This is a genomic window from Citrobacter sp. Cf136 (assembly GCF_030333815.1).
In the GTDB taxonomy this organism is placed as follows: Bacteria; Pseudomonadota; Gammaproteobacteria; order Enterobacterales; family Enterobacteriaceae; genus Citrobacter; species Citrobacter freundii.
On the sequence record NZ_JAOWFE010000031.1, the window covers coordinates 1 to 19,494 of the forward strand.

Below are 19,494 nucleotides of genomic sequence, written 5' to 3' on the forward strand. Positions count from 1 at the left end.
AACCGGCTGTTTGTGTGAAGTGATTCACATCCGCCGTGTCGATGGAGGCGCATTATAGGGAGTTTCCTGTGGCCCGCAACTCTTAAATTGCAGAAAAATGACTGACTGCTGCATTCCACAGCAAAACCCCGCCTTATACCTATTTACGCACAGAGTTATCCACAAACCACACGATCGTTTCTACGATCCTCTCGTTATATCAGCCTCTTTCAACAGAAAAAGAAGAGGTCAAAATCGAAAATTAAAAATTCGCGAGCGTTGCGCAAACGTTTTCGTTACAATGCCCCCGCACAACAAGGATGCCCCGTAAGGGGCGTTAGCTGAGTTTTTAGCCAAGAATTCACCTAACGCTCTCTGTAATAGTCAAATCCAGGGGATTTACCATGCAACAACGTCGTCCAGTCCGCCGCGCTCTGCTCAGTGTTTCTGACAAGGCCGGTATCATCGAATTCGCTCAGGCACTTTCCGCACGTGGTGTGGAGCTGCTGTCTACAGGTGGCACTGCGCGCCTGTTAGCGGAGAAAGGTCTGCCAGTGACCGAAGTTTCCGATTACACCGGCTTCCCGGAAATGATGGATGGACGCGTGAAGACCCTGCATCCGAAGGTCCACGGCGGCATCCTCGGTCGTCGCGGCCAGGATGATGCCATTATGGAACAACACCACATTGCTCCTATCGATATGGTGGTTGTTAACCTGTATCCATTCGCCCAGACCGTCGCCCGCGAAGGCTGTTCTCTGGAAGATGCGGTAGAGAACATTGATATTGGCGGCCCGACCATGGTGCGCTCCGCTGCCAAGAACCATAAAGATGTAGCTATCGTTGTGAAGAGCAGCGACTACGACGCCATTATTAAAGAGATGGATGCCAACGACGGTTCTCTGACCCTCGACACCCGTTTCGATCTCGCGATTAAAGCCTTCGAACACACTGCCGCTTACGACAGCATGATCGCCAACTACTTCGGCAGCATGGTTCCGGCCTACCACGGTGAAAGCAAAGAAGCCGCCGGTCGCTTCCCACGTACGCTGAACCTGAACTTCATTAAGAAGCAGGATATGCGCTATGGCGAGAACAGCCACCAGCAGGCTGCCTTCTATATAGAAGAGAATGTTAAAGAAGCCTCCGTTGCCACCGCGCAGCAGGTACAGGGCAAAGCACTTTCCTATAACAACATCGCCGATACCGATGCGGCGCTGGAGTGCGTGAAAGAATTCAACGAGCCAGCCTGTGTGATCGTCAAACACGCGAACCCGTGTGGTGTAGCAGTAAGTACCTCTATTCTTGACGCTTACGACCGCGCCTATAAAACCGACCCGACCTCCGCGTTCGGCGGCATCATCGCCTTTAACCGCGAGCTGGATGCTGAAACCGCGCAGGCGATCATCTCCCGCCAGTTCGTGGAAGTGATCATCGCCCCATCCGCCACCGAAGAAGCACTGAAAATTACCGCTGCCAAGCAGAACGTCCGGGTGCTGGTCTGCGGCCAATGGGCGCAGCGCGTTCCGGGCCTGGACTTTAAACGCGTTAACGGCGGTCTGCTGGTTCAGGACCGTGACCTGGGTATGGTGACCGAAGGTGAACTGCGCGTGGTGTCCAAACGTCAGCCAACCGAGCAAGAGCTGCGCGATGCGCTGTTCTGCTGGAAAGTGGCGAAGTTCGTGAAATCCAACGCCATTGTTTATGCCAAAGAGAACATGACTATTGGCATAGGCGCAGGCCAGATGAGCCGCGTGTACTCCGCGAAAATCGCCGGGATCAAAGCGGCCGACGAAGGCCTGGAAGTGAAAGGTTCTGCAATGGCTTCTGACGCTTTCTTCCCGTTCCGCGACGGGATTGATGCCGCTGCTGCCGCCGGTGTGACCTGCGTGATCCAGCCGGGTGGTTCTATTCGCGATGACGAAGTGATTGCCGCCGCCAATGAACACGGCATTGCGATGGTATTTACCGACATGCGCCACTTCCGCCATTAATCCACGGAGCAGACGATGAAAGTATTAGTGATTGGCAACGGCGGGCGCGAGCACGCCCTGGCGTGGAAAGCGGCGCAGTCGCCTAAAGTCGAAACGGTATTTGTCGCCCCGGGCAACGCGGGCACCGCGCTGGAACCCACACTGCAAAACGTGGCCATCGGCGTAACGGATATTCCGGCGCTGCTGAGCTTTGCCCAGAACGAGAAGATTGATCTGACCATCGTTGGCCCGGAAGCGCCGCTGGTGATTGGCGTGGTCGATGCCTTCCGCGCCGCCGGTCTGAAAATCTTCGGCCCAACCGAAGGCGCCGCGCAGCTGGAAGGCTCTAAAGCCTTCACCAAAGATTTTCTTGCGCGCCATCAGATCCCGACGGCGGAGTACCAGAACTTCACCGAAATCGAACCTGCGCTGGCTTACCTGCGCGAGAAAGGCGCGCCGATCGTTATCAAAGCTGACGGTCTGGCTGCCGGGAAAGGCGTTATCGTGGCGATGACGCTGGAGGAAGCCGAAGCCGCGGTTCATGACATGCTGGCCGGTAACGCGTTTGGCGACGCGGGCCACCGCATCGTTATCGAAGAGTTCCTCGACGGTGAAGAAGCGAGCTTTATTGTCATGGTCGATGGTGAGCACGTACTGCCGATGGCCACCAGCCAGGACCACAAGCGCGTGGGCAATGGCGATACCGGCCCGAACACCGGCGGGATGGGTGCTTACTCCCCTGCTCCGGTAGTGACTGACGAAGTCCACCAGCGCACCATGGAACGCATCATCTGGCCAACCGTAAAAGGCATGGCGGCGGAAGGTAACACCTACACCGGTTTCCTGTATGCGGGTCTGATGATCGACAAGCAGGGCAACCCGAAGGTTATCGAGTTCAACTGCCGCTTCGGCGATCCGGAAACCCAGCCGATCATGCTGCGTATGAAGTCCGATCTGGTGGAGCTGTGCCTCGCCGCCTGTGACGGCAAGTTGGATGAGAAAACCTCCGAGTGGGACGAACGCGCCTCGCTGGGTGTGGTCATTGCCGCCGGAGGTTATCCGGGTAATTACAATACCGGCGATGAGATCCACGGTCTGCCGCTGGAAGACGTCGCTGACGGTAAAGTGTTCCACGCGGGCACCAAACTGTCTGCAGACGATCGCGTGCTGACCAACGGTGGTCGCGTGCTGTGCGCCACCGCGCTGGGCAACACCGTGGCTGAAGCGCAGAAACGCGCTTACGCCCTGATGACCGACATCCGCTGGGATGGCAGCTTCAGCCGTAACGACATCGGCTGGCGTGCCATTGAACGCGAGCAACGCTAACGCGAAATTTTCGCCAGCAGCGTTTTACGCGTAATGCCTAACTGACGGGCGGCTTCCGTTTTATTGCCGCCCGTTTTTTCAAGCGCCGCCAGAATCACCTCCTTTTCGACATCCACCAGCGGTTGGATCTCGCCACTGAATTCCGTTTTTATCGGCGTCGCGGCAATCGCCATCGGCAGTTCACGTTCGGAAATATATTCCCCCGTCAGCAGCACCACCGAGCGCTCAATCGCATTTTCCAGCTCACGAATATTGCCCGGCCAGTCGTAGTGGATCAGCAGATCCATCGCCTGCGGAGTAAAGCCTTTCACCGCTTTACGGTTACGCGCGGCAAAACGCTGGAGAAAATGTTCGGCTAACAGCGGAATATCTTCCCGGCGCTGGCACAACGCTGGCATTTCAATGGTGACGACGTTCAGACGATAGTAGAGATCCTGACGAAAGCGCCCGGCGCTGACTTCCTCTGCTAGATCGCGATGCGTAGCGGCTATCAGCCGGACATCAACCGCAATGGTCTGATTGCTACCAACTCGCTGCACTTCTCGCTCCTGGATAGCCCGCAGCAAACGCACCTGCATCAGCGGTGAGATATCGCCAATTTCATCAAGAAATAACGTGCCACCATCGGCTTCCACAAAGCGCCCTTCCCGGCGTTTATCCGCCCCGGTAAACGCCCCTTTCTCGTGACCAAACAGCTCGGACTCCAGCAGCGATTCATTAAGCGCCGCGCAGTTGAGCGTCACCAGCGGCTTATCGCGACGGGCGCTGCTGGCATGCAGCGCCCGGGCCACCAACTCTTTCCCCGTGCCGGAGTCTCCGTGAATGAGCACTGTCGCATCTGAGGGCGCAACCATCGCGATTTCATTGAGCAACTTCTGCATCGCCGGACTGCTGCCAATCATGCCAAACTGCGCAGCCGACGCCGATGGCAGTTCAGCGCCCATTTCCCGCGTATGCGCCAGCGCCTTTTCCAGCGTCTCCTGCAGACGGTCAAAATCCAGCGGCTTGATTAAGTAGTCCAGCGCCCCGGTTTTAAGCGCCTCAACGGCGGTCTCTACGCTGGAGAACGCCGTCATGATCAAGACCGGAATCGCCGGATTCAGCGCTTTAATCTCTTTCAGCGTTGCGATGCCGTCCATCTCCGCCATGCGTACATCACACAGCACTAAATCAAATACGCGTTCGCGCACCTGTTCCAACGCCGCTCGCCCGCTATAGGCCAGCGCGACCTCATAACCCCAGCCGCGCAGCAGCGCCTGTAAAATGGTGCAGTGGCTAATATCGTCATCTACTACCAGAATATTGATTTTTCCGCGCGTCATCCTTGTTAATCCTGTTGTTTCGCTTTGGTCGGCAGCCAAAGAGTAAAGGTCGCACCTTTGCCCTCAACGCTTGCCACCTGAATGGTGCCACCATGCTGTTCGATAATGTTCTGCACTACCGCCAGCCCGAGGCCGGTTCCGTCAGCTTTGGTTGTAAAGTAAGGCGTAAAAATGGCCTCCAGCTGTTCCGCTGCAATTCCCTTCCCGCTATCGGTAACCACAATTTTAACGCGATCGCCGCTGCTTTCATTCGCTTCAACCGTGATCGTGCCCTGACGACCAATCGCATGAATGGCGTTCAGATACAGATTCAACAAAACCTGAGTCAGTCGGTCAGGATCGGCCTGGATAGCGGGCAGCGTAGAATTGGCCGAAAAGCGGAGCTGGATTTCCCTGCTTGCCGCATCCTGACTCACCAGGTGTAATGAGTGGGTGATAACCTCATTGAGATCCACCTGTTGCAGCGTCAGATGTGCAGGCTTCACCAGCTCCAGCAGCTCGCTCACCACCCGATTTAAACGATCCGCCTCTTTCGCCATCACCTGTGCCAGCTCATGCGACTCGCCTCCTGCCGGGGTTCGCTCGGCAAAATACTTCGCCAGACCTTTGATCGATGAAAGCGGATTACGAATTTCATGCGCCACTCCAGCCGCAAGATGCCCGAGCGCTAACAGTTTTTCTTTACGCTTCATCGCATCCTGAAGTTCTTTGTACGAGCGCTGATAGCGCTGATACCAGAAGAACGTCAGCACGGTGGCCAGCAACACAGCCGCCAGCGCACAGAGGACTATCAGTGTGTTACGCCACTCTCTTGCCTGAGTCGCGGTGAGATCGCTGGCATCAAAGGCGATAAATATGGTTTGCGCTGGGGTGATAAGCTGCCCGTCATTGCTGGCACAGCGCGCCATGCCGTGGCGTCCTGGACCATACATCGGCTGAAACTGGCGATAAATTTCCAGGGCCGGCGTTTTTTCACCATCCCTCGCTGGAATTTCAATATTCCGCCAGCTTTCTTGCTCCCCGGGACTAAGCTGTCGCAGGACATCCGGTGAATAGAGCGTTTTCCCGACCATCGCGGAATTGCTGTGAGTAATAATGACACCATGCTCATCGACGACGGCAAACCATAGCACCCCTGGTTGTACGGCCATTTCCTCCAGGAGCGTCTGCTGCTGGGCATGATGCATGCGCATCCCCATGCCTACACGCGTACCAGACTCCAGAGCGCGAATGAGCACGCTGCCTTTTTCCAGTAGCGTTTGCCGCGCGGCGCCACTTTCCCGCCCATAGTCCCGAATAGTCATAATCGAAAACCAACCGACCAAAATCAGGATTGCCGCCAGCAAGAGTCGGCTCAACCACTTTGCCACCGTATCCTTATAAAGACGCATACGCTCTCCCTTCACCCCACTTGTTCCTTTCATCGTTGCAGGTATACAGCAGAAATCATGCCATTTTTTCCCCCTGATAACCCTGCCCTCAGACACAAACAGCTGAAAGTACCGGGTAAAAATGACTCGCAGGCGCGTTCTGGCGAGTCATTTTTACTCGTTTCCCTGCAAAGACGGCGGGTACAACGCCCGCAGGACTGGGATTGCCGCTTTGGCACGGAAGATGCAAAAGAGAATGTAAGCTAACCAACAGGAGAACGAACGATGAAACGGAACAACAAACTGGCACTGATTGCACTTTCTCTTATCGCACTGGGCTCCACCCCGGTACTGGCGCAGAATCACTGGGGATATGGTGATGGAATGCAGCAACGGGGCGGTACCCCAATGACCGCTGAGCAGCAGGCTGCCGCACAGAAAATCTATGATGATTACTACTCCCAGACCAGCGCGTTGCGCCAACAGCTGACATCCAAACGTTATGAGTACAATGCACTATTAACGGCCAGCTCGCCGGACACAGCAAAAATTAATGCCGTTGCAAAAGAGATGGAAGCGTTGAATCAGTCTCTGGACGAGCAGCGTGTTAAACGCGATGTCGCAATGGCGCAGGCTGGCGTGCCGCGTGGCGCGGGAATGGGCTACGGCGGATGCGGCGGTGGCGGTAACCATCGCGGCGGCGGCCATATGGGAATGGGTCACTGGTAAAAGACTTAATGCCTGATGACGCCATACGGATCAGGCCTGCTGACTACCTGTCTTCAGGTTTTCAGAAAGTTTTGGCTGTAGGCTGCCAGTGACAAAAATCTTCATTGGCGACTAGCAGTAGCTGCGACCCTTCGGGCGCTTCCAGCCATGCCACACTCACCTCTACGGATGAATGTTTCTGGCGGCGCTCGATATGGTTTATCGCCCACGACTCCAGGTCTGGCTTCAGCGTTTCACCTTCACAGGTTGTGACCGTGTTATCCGCATGCCAACGTCCCTGACGCAATATCACCCGTCCCTGACGCAGCGCATCGCTGGTCTGGCGAATTTGATCGGCGCGATAGCGGTAAAGCGCGATTTGATCGCTGGAAAGCTGCTGCTTCTGCCCGTCGACTTCACGCTGCATGAAGCTCAGTTCGCCCCGGTCATCGAAGCGTATACGGACATGTTCAGCCGGTTTACTGTAAACGTTGAGTTCTATCAGAGAGAGCGAATCACCCTGCCAGCGGTATTCACTGGTAGTGGTTTCGCCTTTTCGCCACGGACTAAATACCGAGAGCAAGTGAACATCGTCACCGGAGTCTTTACGCCAAATGCGTACCGCCCCCTGATCGCCAACATAGCCGCTGGCCGTGAACGGAGGAAGCTCAGAATGGCTACCGCAGGCAGACAGTAACAGAACACCTGAAAGCCAAAGCGTATGACGCCAGATGGACAAAAGGGGCGAAACCGCCCCTTCGTTAAAACTGTTCACTGCCACGCGAATTACTTAACCGCGTCTTTCAGTGCTTTACCAGAAACAAATGCCGGTACGTTAGCTGCGGCGATTTTGATTTCTTTACCGGTCTGCGGGTTGCGGCCAGTGCGCTCAGCACGGTGGTTCACTTTGAAGGTACCGAAACCAACCAGTTGTACAGCATCGCCTTCTTTCAGAGACTCAGTAATAGCAGCCAGAGTGGATTCCAGAGCAGCTTTAGCCTGTGTTTTAGACAGTTCTGCTTTGTCTGCAATTACATCAATCAGTTGAGTCTTGTTCATAAGTTATCCTTACAATGTGTTTATCGCTTGCTAAGCATCGAGTGCGACGGAAATGCCAGAAAAGCACTCTCCTGCATACACGCACCGATAGCCACTTTTTTTCGCCCCCCAAATGTAGACCAGACCGGGGGCGGATGGGAAGCCTTCAGGCACGACAAATCAGGCGTTAAATCACGTTTTGTGGTGTCATTGCTGAAAATTTATACCAATATTGCTCTCGCCAGCCTCGCGCAGGTCTGCACGCAGCCCTTTTATCAGCTCAATATCGCGTTCTTCACAGTCGGCTAAAAGTCGGAAAATTTCCCACTGAATATCCCATTCTTGCTCAACGGCAGGGTTCTCTTTGAGCTCCTCATCGGTCATTTCGCGACCAGCCTGGGTCATTTCCAGCATCGCTACCGTCGTAATCGAAGCTTTACTAACTTCAATTGCATGCTCCAGCGTTTCACCGCTAAGACGTGAATGCATCAGTTCGCTTAATGCCACACAGGCATCAATCGCCGGATAAACGCCGTACAGATCGTAATCGTCTGCAGAAGGAATGGCCTCTTCAAACTTTTCCAGCTGGCTGTCGAAATTGATTTTCGCGTCTTTAACCGTCAGCGCTTCCCAAATCAGATCCAGAATTCGGCGGTAAATCTGTCCATCGCCAAATTCAGTTTGCTTGCAGAACATGGCGTAATTCGGATACATGCGTTCGCACAGACAGGCCATAAACGTGACGTGCTGCCAGCTTTCCAGCTTCTCCAGACGCAGGTGAATCGGATTTTGTAACATGATGAGTTCTCAAATACGGAAATTAGCCGCAGTTTACCCGATATGGGGCGCTTTTGCTGCAAGCCGCGTAAAAGCCGGGCGTTCGGATGCCACCGCATCTGCCCAGCGCGTTGGTTCCGGCAGACGATAGCCGTTCATACAGCGTTGTACCCACGCCAGTGCGCTGTCCATACTCACGCGGTGGCCCGTAGAGATAAACAACGGGTTACAGCGCGCTTTGCTGCGCCAGACCCATGCCAGCTGTTCGCCTTTATCCAGCAATGGCACTAGCGCACCGGGTTCAGCAGCGAGCGGTTCAAACTTGCCACACAGCCGTTTTTTCGCCACACCAATCGTTGGGACGTCCACCAGCAGGCCAAAATGGCTGGCCACGCCCAGACGGCGCGGGTGCGAAATGCCGTGCCCGTCAACGAACAGCAGATCTGGCTTGTGCGAGAGCAGTTGCCAGGCGGCCATCAGCGCGGGGGTTTCACGAAAGGAGAGAAAACCGGGAATGTAAGGCATGGTAGTGGCGATACGCGCCACCTTGTATTCAACCAGTTCAAGCGTGGGATACTTCAGTAAGACCATCGCGGCTCGCGTCACTTCGCCACCCTGCTCAAACCCAACGTCCGCCCCGCCGATCAGATCCGGCGGATCGTTCTTCAGACGATCCTCGCGGATCAATGAAGAGGCCAGTTCAAGCTGCTGCGCGCGTAATGACGCGAGATCCATAATGACTCCTTAACGGTGGTACTGTTCGGACAACCGATGTACCGCCTCCACAAAGACACCCGCATGTTCTGGCGGGACGTCCTGATGAATGCCGTGACCCAGGTTAAAGACATGCCCTTCGCCCTGACCGAATCCGGCCAGAATTGTCGCCACCTCTTCTTCGATGCGGGCTGGCGGTGCATACAGCATGGACGGATCCATATTGCCCTGTAGCGCCACTTTATGACCTACACGACGACGCGCATCGGCAATGTCAGTGGTCCAGTCGAGACCTAACGCATCACAGCCGGTTTCCGCCATCGCTTCCAGCCACTGACCACCACCTTTGGTAAACAGGGTCACAGGTACGCGACGACCTTCGTTCTCGCGTAGCAGGCCATCGACGATTTTGTGCATGTAGTACAGGGAGAACTGCTGATAGTCGCGACCGGTCAGCACACCGCCCCAGGTATCGAAAATCATCACCGACTGCGCGCCCGCTTTGATCTGCGCGTTCAGGTACAGCGTGACGCTCTTCGCCAGCTTATCAAGCAGCAGATGCAGCGCTTTAGAGTCGGCATACATCATCTTTTTAATCACGGTGAAGGCTTTGCTGCTGCCGCCTTCCACCATGTAGGTCGCCAGCGTCCACGGGCTACCGGAGAAGCCGATCAGCGGCACTTCGCCTTTCAGTTCACGGCGGATAGTGCGCACCGCGTTCATCACGTATCCCAGCCCATCTTCCGGGTCCGGGATCGGCAGTTTGTCGACGTCAGCCTTGCTGGTAATCGGGGAGGTGAAGCGTGGACCTTCTCCTGCTTCAAAATACAGCCCGAGTCCCATCGCATCCGGGATCGTCAGGATATCGGAGAAGAGGATCGCGGCATCAAGTTTATAGCGACGCAGCGGCTGCAGCGTAACTTCGCAGGCCAGCTCGGCATTTTTGCACAGCGCCATAAAATCGCCCGCTTCGGCACGGGTAGCTTTGTATTCCGGTAGATAACGGCCTGCCTGGCGCATCATCCATACCGGAGTGACATCAACGGGCTGGCGCAGCAGCGCACGCAGATAACGATCGTTCTTCAGTTCGGTCATTTTTGCAGTTCCTTATTGCGTCAGTCCATCAGTGTATCACCACTCGCTCTTTACTCGTACTCAGCCCGACACATTGCCACAGTATCTTCAATCAATCGACGCGCGACAGTACCCGGCGGGGGCAAGAGCGGTAAATCGTCATAGCGATACCAGTTCGCTTCCAGCAGCTCTTTCGGGTCGATGACGATTTCGCCGCTATCATACTCCGCCATAAATGCGGTCATCAAAGACTGTGGGAACGGCCACGGCTGAGAAGTGACATAGCGCAGGTTTTTCACCTTAATGCCGCTCTCTTCCATTACTTCACGCGCCACCGCCTGCTCGAGGGTTTCGCCCACTTCGACAAAACCTGCCAGCACGGTATGCACGCCGTTGCGATGGCGAACATGTTGGGCGAGCAGGATGGAATCATCTCGGCGAATAGCGACGATTATGCAGGGAGCAATTTGCGGGTAATAACGTTCGCGGCAGTGACTACAGAGCATCGCCCACTCCGTTTTACTCGGGTGCATGGGATGGCCGCAGTAACCGCAGAATTTATGCGAGCGGTAAAACTCCGCCAGCTGTACGCCTCGTCCGGCTAGTTGAAACAGGCCAACGTCCTGGTCAATGACCTGGCGCACCGACCCCATATCGTGTCGACGCTGCTGCTGCACCAGCCAGACAGTTTCCCCTTCCCACTCGCCTATTGGCAGCGCGCGCTGACCAATCAGATCAAAACGGGCTGCGTCGCCATAAGGTAGCTCGCCATGAGGTAACCATAACTTTTGCTCATGACTGACAATCCACCAGCCGCTATCTAATTTTTCAATTATACGATCCATATCTCTTGCGCAACCTTTGCTTCACAGGCATGTTGTTTACATTATTTTTACATTTACGGGTGAGCAGTTCCTAAACACCATCTTGCGGAGTCAATCATGCTAAACCAGCTGGAAAGCCTGACGGAGCACGTCGGAGGAAGTAATAAACTGGTTGATCGCTGGCTACATGTACGTAAGCACCTGCTCGTGGCTTACTACAATCTGGTTGGCATTAAGCCTGGCAAAGAATCGTACATGCGACTCAATGAAAAGGCGCTGGATGATTTTTGTCAGAGCCTGGTCGATTACCTCTCCACCGGACACTTCAGTATTTATGAACGTATTCTCCATAAATTGGAAGGGAACGGGCAGCTTTTAAAAGCCACAAAAATTTGGCCGCTGCTGGAAGCCAATACGCAGCTGATCATGGACTACTATGACTCCAGCCTGGAAACTGCGATTGATCATGATAACTTCCTTGAGTTTCAAAAGGTTTTATCGGATCTCGGCGAGGCGCTGGAAGCCCGGTTCGTGCTCGAAGATAAGCTGATCATGCTGGTATTTGATGCGATGCACGAGAGTGGCACTCTCAAACGTCCTGCTTGAGATTTGTCGCATTAACGCGTAGTTTACATTCATTACCTCTAAGATAGAGGTTACTTCTTGTCGGAGTGCTTATTTTCCACAACAGCATGAGTGGAAAAGGCTGAGACCGTTAATTCGGGATCCGCGGAACCTGATCAGGTTAAGACCTGCGAAGGGAACAAGAGTCAATCTACAACCGTTCGCCTTTGGGCGATCGCCTCTCTTGCTTCATCCGTCGTCTGACAAGCCACGTCCTTACTTTTTTGGAATGAGCTATGTCTGCCACTACTAAACCATCACGCCGCGAACAGCGCGCGCAAGCCCAACACTTTATCGATACCCTGGAAGGGACCGCCTTCCCTAACTCAAAACGCATTTATATTACCGGTTCGCAGCCGGATATCCGCATTCCGATGCGCGAAATCCAGCTTAGCCCGACGCTGATTGGCGGCAGCAAAGACAACCCGCAATTTGAAGACAACGAAGCCGTGCCGGTGTACGACACATCCGGGCCGTATGGCGATCCTGACGTGGAGATTAACGTCCAGCAGGGCCTGGCAAAACTGCGCCAGCCGTGGATTGCGGCGCGTAACGACAGCGAAGAATTAGACGACCGCAGCTCCGCTTACACCAAAGAGCGCCTGGCCGACGATGGCCTGGACGAGCTGCGTTTCAGCGGCCTGCTGACGCCAAAGCGCGCCAAAGCCGGTAAGCGCGTGACCCAGTTGCACTACGCCCGTCAGGGGATCGTCACGCCAGAGATGGAGTTTATCGCCATCCGTGAAAATATGGGCCGCGAGCGTATTCGTAGTGAAGTGCTGCGCCACCAGCATCCGGGGATGAACTTTGGCGCTCGTCTGCCGGAAAATATCACCCCGGAATTCGTGCGTGATGAAGTCGCTGCGGGCCGGGCGATTATTCCTGCCAACATCAACCACCCGGAATCCGAGCCGATGATCATCGGCCGCAACTTCCTGGTGAAGGTGAATGCCAACATCGGTAACTCGGCGGTCACTTCCTCTATCGAAGAAGAGGTAGAAAAACTGGTGTGGTCGACCCGCTGGGGCGCAGATACGGTGATGGACCTCTCCACCGGTCGCTATATTCACGAAACCCGCGAGTGGATCCTGCGTAACAGCCCGGTGCCGATCGGCACCGTACCGATCTACCAGGCGCTGGAGAAGGTCAATGGGATCGCCGAAGATCTCACCTGGGAAGCGTTCCGCGATACGTTGCTGGAACAGGCCGAACAGGGCGTCGACTACTTCACCATCCATGCCGGCGTACTGCTGCGCTACGTGCCGATGACCGCTAAACGCCTGACCGGAATTGTCTCGCGCGGCGGTTCGATCATGGCGAAATGGTGCCTTTCTCATCACAAAGAAAACTTCCTGTTTGAACATTTCCGCGAAATTTGTGAAATCTGCGCCGCCTACGACGTCTCGCTCTCTCTCGGCGACGGCCTGCGCCCGGGTTCGATTCAGGATGCCAACGACGAAGCGCAGTTCTCCGAACTGCATACGCTGGGCGAGCTGACCAAAATCGCCTGGGAATACGACGTGCAGGTGATGATTGAAGGTCCAGGACATGTGCCGATGCATATGATCCAACGCAACATGACCGAAGAACTGGAGAGCTGCCACGAAGCGCCGTTCTACACCTTAGGGCCGTTGACGACAGATATCGCGCCGGGCTATGACCACTTCACCTCCGGCATTGGCGCGGCGATGATCGGCTGGTTTGGCTGCGCGATGCTGTGCTACGTCACGCCAAAAGAGCACCTCGGCTTGCCGAACAAAGAAGACGTGAAGCAAGGGCTGATTACCTACAAAATTGCCGCTCATGCCGCCGACCTGGCGAAGGGGCACCCGGGTGCGCAGATCCGCGACAACGCGATGTCGAAAGCGCGCTTCGAATTCCGCTGGGAAGACCAGTTTAACCTCGCGCTCGACCCGTTCACTGCCCGCGCCTATCACGATGAAACCCTGCCGCAGGAGTCCGGCAAGGTCGCCCATTTCTGCTCCATGTGCGGGCCGAAGTTCTGCTCGATGAAAATCAGCCAGGAAGTACGCGACTACGCCGCCGCGCAGACTATTGAAGTGGGAATGGCAGATATGTCGGAGAACTTCCGCGCCAAAGGCGGTGAAATCTACCTCAAAAAAGAGGAGGCATAATGTACCAGCCTGATTTCCCGACCGTGCCGTTCCGCCTCGGGCTTTACCCGGTGGTGGACAGCGTGGCGTGGATTGAACGCCTGCTGCAGGCGGGCGTACGCACGATCCAACTGCGCATTAAAGATAAGCGTGATGAAGAGGTCGAAGCCGACGTCATGGCCGCCATTGAATTGGGGCGTCGCTATAACGCCCGCCTGTTTATCAACGACTACTGGCGGCTGGCGATTAAGCACAACGCTTACGGCGTGCATCTGGGCCAGGAAGATCTTGAAACCACCGATCTGAAGGCGATTCAGGCGGCGGGGCTGCGCCTGGGTGTCTCCACTCACGATGATATGGAGATCGACGTCGCGCTGGCGGCTAAGCCTTCTTATATCGCACTCGGCCACGTCTTCCCCACGCAAACCAAGCAGATGCCTTCCGCCCCGCAGGGGCTGACGCAGCTGGCAAGTCATATTGAACGACTGGCCGATTACCCGACCGTCGCCATTGGCGGCATCAGCCTGGAACGTGCGCCCGCAGTGCTGGCAACCGGCGTCGGCAGCATTGCCGTGGTCAGCGCCATTACCCAGGCGGCTGACTGGCAGGCAGCCACAGCGCAGCTGCTCGACATAGCGGGAGTCGGCGATGAATGACCGCGACTTTATGCGTTACAGCCGGCAGATCCTGCTCGGCGATATCGCTATTGAGGGCCAACAAAAGCTGCTCGACAGCCATGTGCTGATTATCGGTTTAGGCGGGTTAGGTTCGCCTGCCGCGCTGTATCTGGCGGGAGCAGGTATCGGCAAACTGACGCTGGTAGACGATGACGACATTCATTTGAGCAATCTGCAGCGCCAGATCCTGTTTACCACTGATGATATCGCGCGTTCAAAATCGCAGATTGCCCAGCAGCGCCTGACGCGGCTCAACCCGGATATCGAACTGGTATCGCTCCAGCAGCGACTGAAAGGCGATGCGCTCCGGCATGCGGTAGCACGGGCCGACGTGGTGCTCGACTGTACCGACAACATGGCCACGCGTCAGGAAATTAACGCCGCCTGCGTGTCGCTCAACACCCCGCTCATCACCGCCAGCGCCGTGGGTTTCGGCGGCCAGCTGATGGTGCTCACGCCACCGTGGGAGCAAGGCTGTTACCGCTGCCTGTGGCCGGATGATGTAGAGCCTGAACGCAACTGCCGTACCGCCGGTATCGTCGGCCCGGTTGTCGGCGTGATGGGCACCTTGCAGGCGCTGGAAGCCATCAAACTGCTTAGCGGCATTGCGACACCCAGCGGCGAGTTACGCCTGTTTGACGGTAAAACCAGCCAGTGGCGCAGCCTTGCGCTGCGTCGGGCCAATGGCTGCCCGGTATGCGGAGGGCAACATGCAGATTCAGTTCAATGATGAGCCGATGCAGTGCGCCGAGGGACAAACCGTCAGCGGGCTGCTCACCGAGCTTAATCAGCTTAAACCGGGCGCGGCGCTGGCGCTCAATCAGCAGATCCTGCCGCGCGAGCAGTGGCAGCAGCAAATCGTGCAGGAAGGCGACCAGATCCTGCTTTTTCAGGTTATTGCAGGGGGTTGATATGTTACGTATTGCCGACAAAACGTTTAATTCACATCTGTTCACCGGTACCGGGAAGTTTGCCTCATCGCAGCTGATGGTCGAGGCGATTCGCGCCTCCGGCAGCCAGTTGGTGACGCTGGCCATGAAGCGCGTGGATTTGCGCCAGCATAACGATGCCATTCTGGCCCCACTTATCGACGCGGGCGTGACGCTGCTGCCTAACACCTCCGGAGCGAAAACCGCTGAAGAGGCGATTTTCGCCGCCCAACTGGCGCGTGAAGCGTTGGGCACAAACTGGCTGAAATTAGAAATCCACCCGGATGCCCGCTGGCTATTGCCGGATCCGATTGAAACACTAAAAGCTGCCGAAGCGCTGGTGAAACAGGGCTTTGTGGTGCTGCCCTACTGCGGTGCGGACCCGGTACTGTGCAAGCGGCTGGAAGACGTGGGCTGCGCGGCGGTGATGCCGCTCGGCGCACCTATCGGCTCTAACCAGGGGCTGGAAACCAAAGCGATGCTGGAGATTATTATCCAGCAGGCGACCGTGCCGGTGGTGGTTGATGCAGGCATCGGCGTGCCCAGCCACGCCACGCAGGCGCTGGAAATGGGCGCCGACGCAGTGCTGGTCAACACGGCAATCGCGGTAGCCGACAGCCCGGTGATGATGGCCACCGCTTTCCGTCTGGCAGTTGAAGCAGGCCTTTTGGCGCGCCAGGCGGTACCTGGAAGCAAAAGCTCGCAGGCAAATCCCACCAGCCCGTTAACCGGATTCCTGGAGGCCTTCGCATGAAAACGTTCAGCGACCGCTGGCGACAACTGGACTGGGACGACATCCGCCTGCGCATCAACGGTAAAACCGCCGCTGACGTGGAGCGCGCTCTCAAGACTTCGCATCTTAGTCGCGACGATCTGATGGCATTACTCTCTCCTGCCGCCGCCGATTATCTGGAGCCGCTTGCGCAACGGGCGCAAAAGCTCACCCGCCAACGTTTTGGCAACACGGTGAGCTTTTACGTGCCGTTGTATCTCTCCAACCTTTGTGCCAACGACTGCACCTACTGCGGTTTTTCGATGAGCAACCGTATCAAACGCAAAACGCTGGACGAAGATGAGATACAACGTGAGTGTGCGGCTATCCGTGAGCTGGGCTTTGAGCATCTGCTACTGGTCACCGGTGAACATCAGGCCAAAGTGGGGATGGATTACTTTCGTCGCCATTTGCCTGTCATTCGCCGACAGTTTGCCTCTTTACAGATGGAAGTACAGCCGCTGTCAGAGGCTGAATATGCGGAGCTGAAGACGCTGGGACTGGATGGCGTGATGGTGTATCAGGAGAGCTATCATGAGGCGATTTACGCCCGCCACCATCTGAAGGGGAAAAAGCAGGATTTCTTCTGGCGACTGGAAACGCCGGACCGGCTGGGCCGCGCAGGGATCGACAAAATCGGTCTTGGCGCGTTGATTGGTTTGTCCGACAGCTGGCGGGTTGACTGCTATATGGTAGCTGAACATCTGCTGTGGATGCAGCAGCATTACTGGCAGAGCCGCTACTCTATCTCCTTCCCTCGCCTGCGCCCATGCACCGGAGGCGTTGAGCCTGCATCGATCATGGATGAGCGACAGTTGGTCCAGACCATTTGCGCGTTTCGTTTACTGGCACCAGAAATTGAGCTGTCGCTCTCCACCCGCGAATCGCCATGGTTTCGTGACCATGTGATCCCATTGGCGATCAACAACGTCAGCGCCTTCTCAAAAACCCAGCCCGGTGGTTATGCCGATAACCACCCCGAACTGGAACAGTTCTCCCCGCACGACGATCGTCGCCCGGAAGCCGTTGCTGAAGCACTGATGGCGCAGGGATTACAGCCCGTGTGGAAAGACTGGGACAGCTATCTGGGACGCGCTTAACAGGTACCGTAAGTCAGGAGCGATCGCATAAACAAAAAAACCCGCTTTCGCGGGTTTTTTCTTCACTGGTGCTTAACTGCTCGGGCTCTGGCCTTCATCGCTATCGTAAGCCTTCGTGAAATTATCGGCGTTTACAGCGCGACAACGTTAACAGCAGACGGGCCTTTAGCGCCATTCTCCACGGAGAATTCCACCTTTTGACCTTCGTCTAACGTTTTAAAATCGTTACTCTGGATAGCGGAAAAATGCACAAACACATCCTTGCTACCGTCCTGAGGAGTGATAAAGCCGAAGCCTTTATCAGAGTTAAACCATTTTACTAAACCAGTCATTTTGTTAGACATAGATACTTCCTTTCATGTTTTTGAGCCGCTCATGCAGCGAAGATGGCCTGTTTTGCAGAAATTAACTTATGGGGCACTTAGGAGGAGGCTCATGAAGAAGAGTATCTGAGGATAACGCTTGAACTGAGAACTGCTTTACTAAAACTGCTTGCATAAGGTCTGTGTTCCAAACCGATGCAGCTATAGTAGACCTACTTCTAATCATTAAGCAAGCATTAATTTTTTTAATACCCACTGAGTGATGCAATGTTGAACCAACGCGGCTAAGCATCCTGGATAACAGCTTGATCTACAATGAACAAAAGCCCCGACTATTGCAGTCAGGGCTTTACGTTACTACACACTTCAAATTTAACATTAATAAACTTAACGATTTAATACTGCTGATGGTACTACTTTAAAATGTACACGTTTACTACAGATAATATTGGATTTTGATACTAACTAAAGCTTTCCTCTATTTACCGTTAAACACATTCCACCCGCTTGATAATAGAACTCAAGGCTGGTGACCTAAACAAGTACACTTCCCCTCGCGACATATACTCTTTGATGCGTTGCCTTATTTCCCTCGTGATAACCAAAAAGCAGAAATCACTAACAATTACTATTAAATCATGGCGTTACATCGTCGCGTTTTACTGATTTTTTGCGATTAGATATATCAACTACGTGGCCTGAAAGCATTGTCGAGGTGAAAAAATAGCGTTTTCAGCATCGACTATCCCATACAAAAAATACTTCGTGGCCTTTATCGCAAACCCCAATCAAGCTCTACTAACACTTACTACGTTAACAGCAAACTACAATTTCTCCGCTGTTAAGTATTAACATACGGGTTTAAAAAGCGCTGTCAATACTGTTTTTTATAACATGTCTTTATTGACAGTAATTATATATTCCAGCATGTGATAAGCGAGTCAAAAAGCCGCTGGTCCCGGTCCAGATCGCAGGGTTCGGCCCCTTTTTGTAACCGGTTTCAGAAAAAGCGGCTTTCTTTGTGATGCCTTGCACACAATCGTTGCAAAGCAGTTGTTGCTAAAGCTGGCTCGCGATAATTATCAACTCACACATGTTGATCGAGACTGCTTATGAAAAACATCGTTTTATGCTGTGCCGCCGGAATGTCCACCAGCATGCTGGTGCAAAGGATGAAAGATGCCGCCCAGAAAAAAGGCGTCGACGTCACTATCAAAGCCGTCCCGGTGGCCGAGTTTGAAGAGAATATCGCTACAGCGGATATCGTTTTGCTCGGTCCACAGGTTAAGTATGAACAGGCCAAGCTACAGGCGATCGCCGACCCACTAGGCAAAAAGGTCGCCGTTATCGACATGATGGATTACGGCATGATGAAAGGCGATGCGGTACTGGACAAGGCGCTGAAACTACTGGAGTGATGGTATGGAAGAGTTAGAAACGATCATCATGGAGTTATTGGTAAACGCTGGCGCTGCACGCAGCCAGGCCCTGACGGCATTGCAACTGGCGCGTAAAGGTGATTTCTCCGGTGCAGAACAAGCGATGACGGAATCACGCGAGTACGTTAAACAAGCGCATAAAATCCAGACCCAGCTGATCGGAATTGACGAAGGAACCGGCAAGCTACCGGTTAATCTCATCACCGTCCATTCGCAGGATCACCTGATGAACGCGATGGTGATTCAGGATTTGGCGGGAGATATGATTGAGCTTTATCGGCGGTTACCGCCGGTAAATTAATGACACTGCCGGATGGCTTCGTAGCCTCGTAGACCTGATAAGCGCCATCAGAAATAAACCTGGACATAAAAAAACCCGCCGAAGCGGGTTTTTTATTATGGTCGGCAACG

22 protein-coding genes and 1 riboswitch are annotated in these 19,494 nt (G+C 54.7%); of the genes, 13 read left to right on the forward strand and 9 right to left on the reverse strand.

Annotation, left to right across the window (positions count from 1 at the left end; genetic code table 11):
* Positions 1-383: 383 nt before the first annotated feature.
* Together purH and purD are read left to right on the forward strand one after the other, a co-directional pair.
* The gene (gene purH, locus OGV98_RS04100) at positions 384-1,973 is read left to right on the forward strand and encodes a bifunctional phosphoribosylaminoimidazolecarboxamide formyltransferase/IMP cyclohydrolase (RefSeq protein WP_048234177.1); all 1,590 of its coding nucleotides are present in this window, start codon (positions 384-386) and stop codon (positions 1,971-1,973) included.
* Between the two features lie 15 nt (positions 1,974-1,988).
* Positions 1,989-3,278, forward strand: coding sequence for a phosphoribosylamine--glycine ligase (purD, locus tag OGV98_RS04105; protein ID WP_016151293.1), 1,290 nt, complete (start codon positions 1,989-1,991; stop codon positions 3,276-3,278).
* On the opposite strand, the gene zraR is transcribed toward purD, so the two are convergent.
* Positions 3,275-4,600, reverse strand: a complete 1,326-nt coding sequence (gene zraR, locus OGV98_RS04110) for a sigma-54-dependent response regulator transcription factor ZraR (RefSeq protein ID WP_032937287.1) — start codon at positions 4,598-4,600, stop codon at positions 3,275-3,277. The two genes, purD and zraR, sit on opposite strands and share 4 nt — an antisense overlap.
* Before the next feature lie 5 nt (positions 4,601-4,605).
* The gene (gene zraS / locus OGV98_RS04115) at positions 4,606-5,991 is read right to left on the reverse strand and encodes a two-component system sensor histidine kinase ZraS (protein WP_102191231.1); all 1,386 of its coding nucleotides are present in this window, start codon (positions 5,989-5,991) and stop codon (positions 4,606-4,608) included.
* A gap of 57 nt (positions 5,992-6,048) precedes the next feature.
* Between zraS and OGV98_RS04120 the strand changes: the two genes are divergently transcribed.
* On the forward strand, positions 6,049-6,237 hold the full coding sequence (locus OGV98_RS04120; RefSeq protein WP_044715274.1) for a hypothetical protein: 189 nt from the start codon (positions 6,049-6,051) through the stop codon (positions 6,235-6,237).
* A gap of 18 nt (positions 6,238-6,255) precedes the next feature.
* On the forward strand, positions 6,256-6,699 hold the full coding sequence (gene zraP, locus OGV98_RS04125; protein WP_032945657.1) for a zinc resistance sensor/chaperone ZraP: 444 nt from the start codon (positions 6,256-6,258) through the stop codon (positions 6,697-6,699).
* Between the two features lie 61 nt (positions 6,700-6,760).
* Here zraP and OGV98_RS04130 read toward each other — a convergent pair whose 3' ends face one another.
* From OGV98_RS04130 to nudC, 6 genes are all read right to left on the reverse strand, one after another.
* Positions 6,761-7,453, reverse strand: coding sequence for a DUF1481 domain-containing protein (locus OGV98_RS04130; RefSeq protein ID WP_003842011.1), 693 nt, complete (start codon positions 7,451-7,453; stop codon positions 6,761-6,763).
* Between the two features lie 11 nt (positions 7,454-7,464).
* Positions 7,465-7,737, reverse strand: coding sequence for a nucleoid-associated protein HU-alpha (gene hupA / locus OGV98_RS04135; protein ID WP_001044509.1), 273 nt, complete (start codon positions 7,735-7,737; stop codon positions 7,465-7,467).
* 186 nt (positions 7,738-7,923) lie between these two features.
* A complete protein-coding gene (locus OGV98_RS04140; protein ID WP_003842015.1) occupies positions 7,924-8,514 on the reverse strand; it encodes a YjaG family protein in 591 nt (196 codons plus the stop codon).
* 33 nt (positions 8,515-8,547) lie between these two features.
* On the reverse strand, positions 8,548-9,228 hold the full coding sequence (nfi, locus tag OGV98_RS04145; protein WP_003033072.1) for a deoxyribonuclease V: 681 nt from the start codon (positions 9,226-9,228) through the stop codon (positions 8,548-8,550).
* Positions 9,229-9,237: 9 nt separating this feature from the next.
* Positions 9,238-10,302 carry a uroporphyrinogen decarboxylase gene (gene hemE / locus OGV98_RS04150; protein WP_003845324.1) on the reverse strand — a complete coding sequence of 355 codons (1,065 nt, stop codon included), beginning with the start codon at positions 10,300-10,302 and terminating at the stop codon, positions 9,238-9,240.
* A 50-nt stretch (positions 10,303-10,352) separates the two neighbouring features.
* Positions 10,353-11,126 (reverse strand): NAD(+) diphosphatase, encoded by a 774-nt coding sequence (nudC, locus tag OGV98_RS04155; RefSeq protein WP_003033074.1) that lies wholly within the window; start codon positions 11,124-11,126, stop codon positions 10,353-10,355.
* A 96-nt stretch (positions 11,127-11,222) separates the two neighbouring features.
* Between nudC and OGV98_RS04160 the strand changes: the two genes are divergently transcribed.
* The 7 genes from OGV98_RS04160 to thiH all read left to right on the forward strand — a co-directional run bounded on the left by OGV98_RS04160 (position 11,223) and on the right by thiH (position 17,321).
* Entirely contained in the window at positions 11,223-11,711 is a 489-nt protein-coding gene (locus tag OGV98_RS04160; RefSeq protein ID WP_003033077.1) for an Rsd/AlgQ family anti-sigma factor, read from the forward strand.
* Between the two features lie 51 nt (positions 11,712-11,762).
* A riboswitch (TPP riboswitch) is annotated at positions 11,763-11,885 on the forward strand.
* Positions 11,886-11,965: 80 nt separating this feature from the next.
* On the forward strand, positions 11,966-13,864 hold the full coding sequence (thiC, locus tag OGV98_RS04165) for a phosphomethylpyrimidine synthase ThiC (protein WP_003842020.1): 1,899 nt from the start codon (positions 11,966-11,968) through the stop codon (positions 13,862-13,864).
* Entirely contained in the window at positions 13,864-14,499 is a 636-nt protein-coding gene (gene thiE / locus OGV98_RS04170) for a thiamine phosphate synthase (protein WP_061549659.1), read from the forward strand. The genes thiC and thiE overlap by 1 nt, the downstream gene beginning before the upstream one ends.
* Positions 14,492-15,250 (forward strand): HesA/MoeB/ThiF family protein, encoded by a 759-nt coding sequence (locus tag OGV98_RS04175; RefSeq protein WP_003842023.1) that lies wholly within the window; start codon positions 14,492-14,494, stop codon positions 15,248-15,250. Before thiE ends, OGV98_RS04175 begins: the two co-directional genes overlap by 8 nt.
* A complete protein-coding gene (gene thiS, locus OGV98_RS04180; protein WP_003033088.1) occupies positions 15,231-15,431 on the forward strand; it encodes a sulfur carrier protein ThiS in 201 nt (66 codons plus the stop codon). Before OGV98_RS04175 ends, thiS begins: the two co-directional genes overlap by 20 nt.
* A gap of 1 nt (position 15,432) precedes the next feature.
* Complete coding sequence (gene thiG, locus OGV98_RS04185; RefSeq protein WP_049002497.1) at positions 15,433-16,203, forward strand: thiazole synthase; 771 nt, start codon at positions 15,433-15,435, stop codon at positions 16,201-16,203.
* Positions 16,200-17,321, forward strand: coding sequence for a 2-iminoacetate synthase ThiH (gene thiH / locus OGV98_RS04190; RefSeq protein ID WP_044715268.1), 1,122 nt, complete (start codon positions 16,200-16,202; stop codon positions 17,319-17,321). Before thiG ends, thiH begins: the two co-directional genes overlap by 4 nt.
* Positions 17,322-17,452: 131 nt before the next feature.
* Here thiH and cspG read toward each other — a convergent pair whose 3' ends face one another.
* Positions 17,453-17,665 (reverse strand): cold shock protein CspG, encoded by a 213-nt coding sequence (cspG, locus tag OGV98_RS04195; RefSeq protein WP_003033098.1) that lies wholly within the window; start codon positions 17,663-17,665, stop codon positions 17,453-17,455.
* A 1,091-nt stretch (positions 17,666-18,756) separates the two neighbouring features.
* Here cspG and OGV98_RS04200 point away from each other — a divergent pair.
* Complete coding sequence (locus tag OGV98_RS04200; RefSeq protein ID WP_003033102.1) at positions 18,757-19,062, forward strand: PTS sugar transporter subunit IIB; 306 nt, start codon at positions 18,757-18,759, stop codon at positions 19,060-19,062.
* A 4-nt stretch (positions 19,063-19,066) separates the two neighbouring features.
* Positions 19,067-19,384 carry a PTS lactose/cellobiose transporter subunit IIA gene (locus tag OGV98_RS04205; RefSeq protein WP_003033104.1) on the forward strand — a complete coding sequence of 106 codons (318 nt, stop codon included), beginning with the start codon at positions 19,067-19,069 and terminating at the stop codon, positions 19,382-19,384.
* The last annotated feature ends 110 nt before the right edge of the window (positions 19,385-19,494 follow it).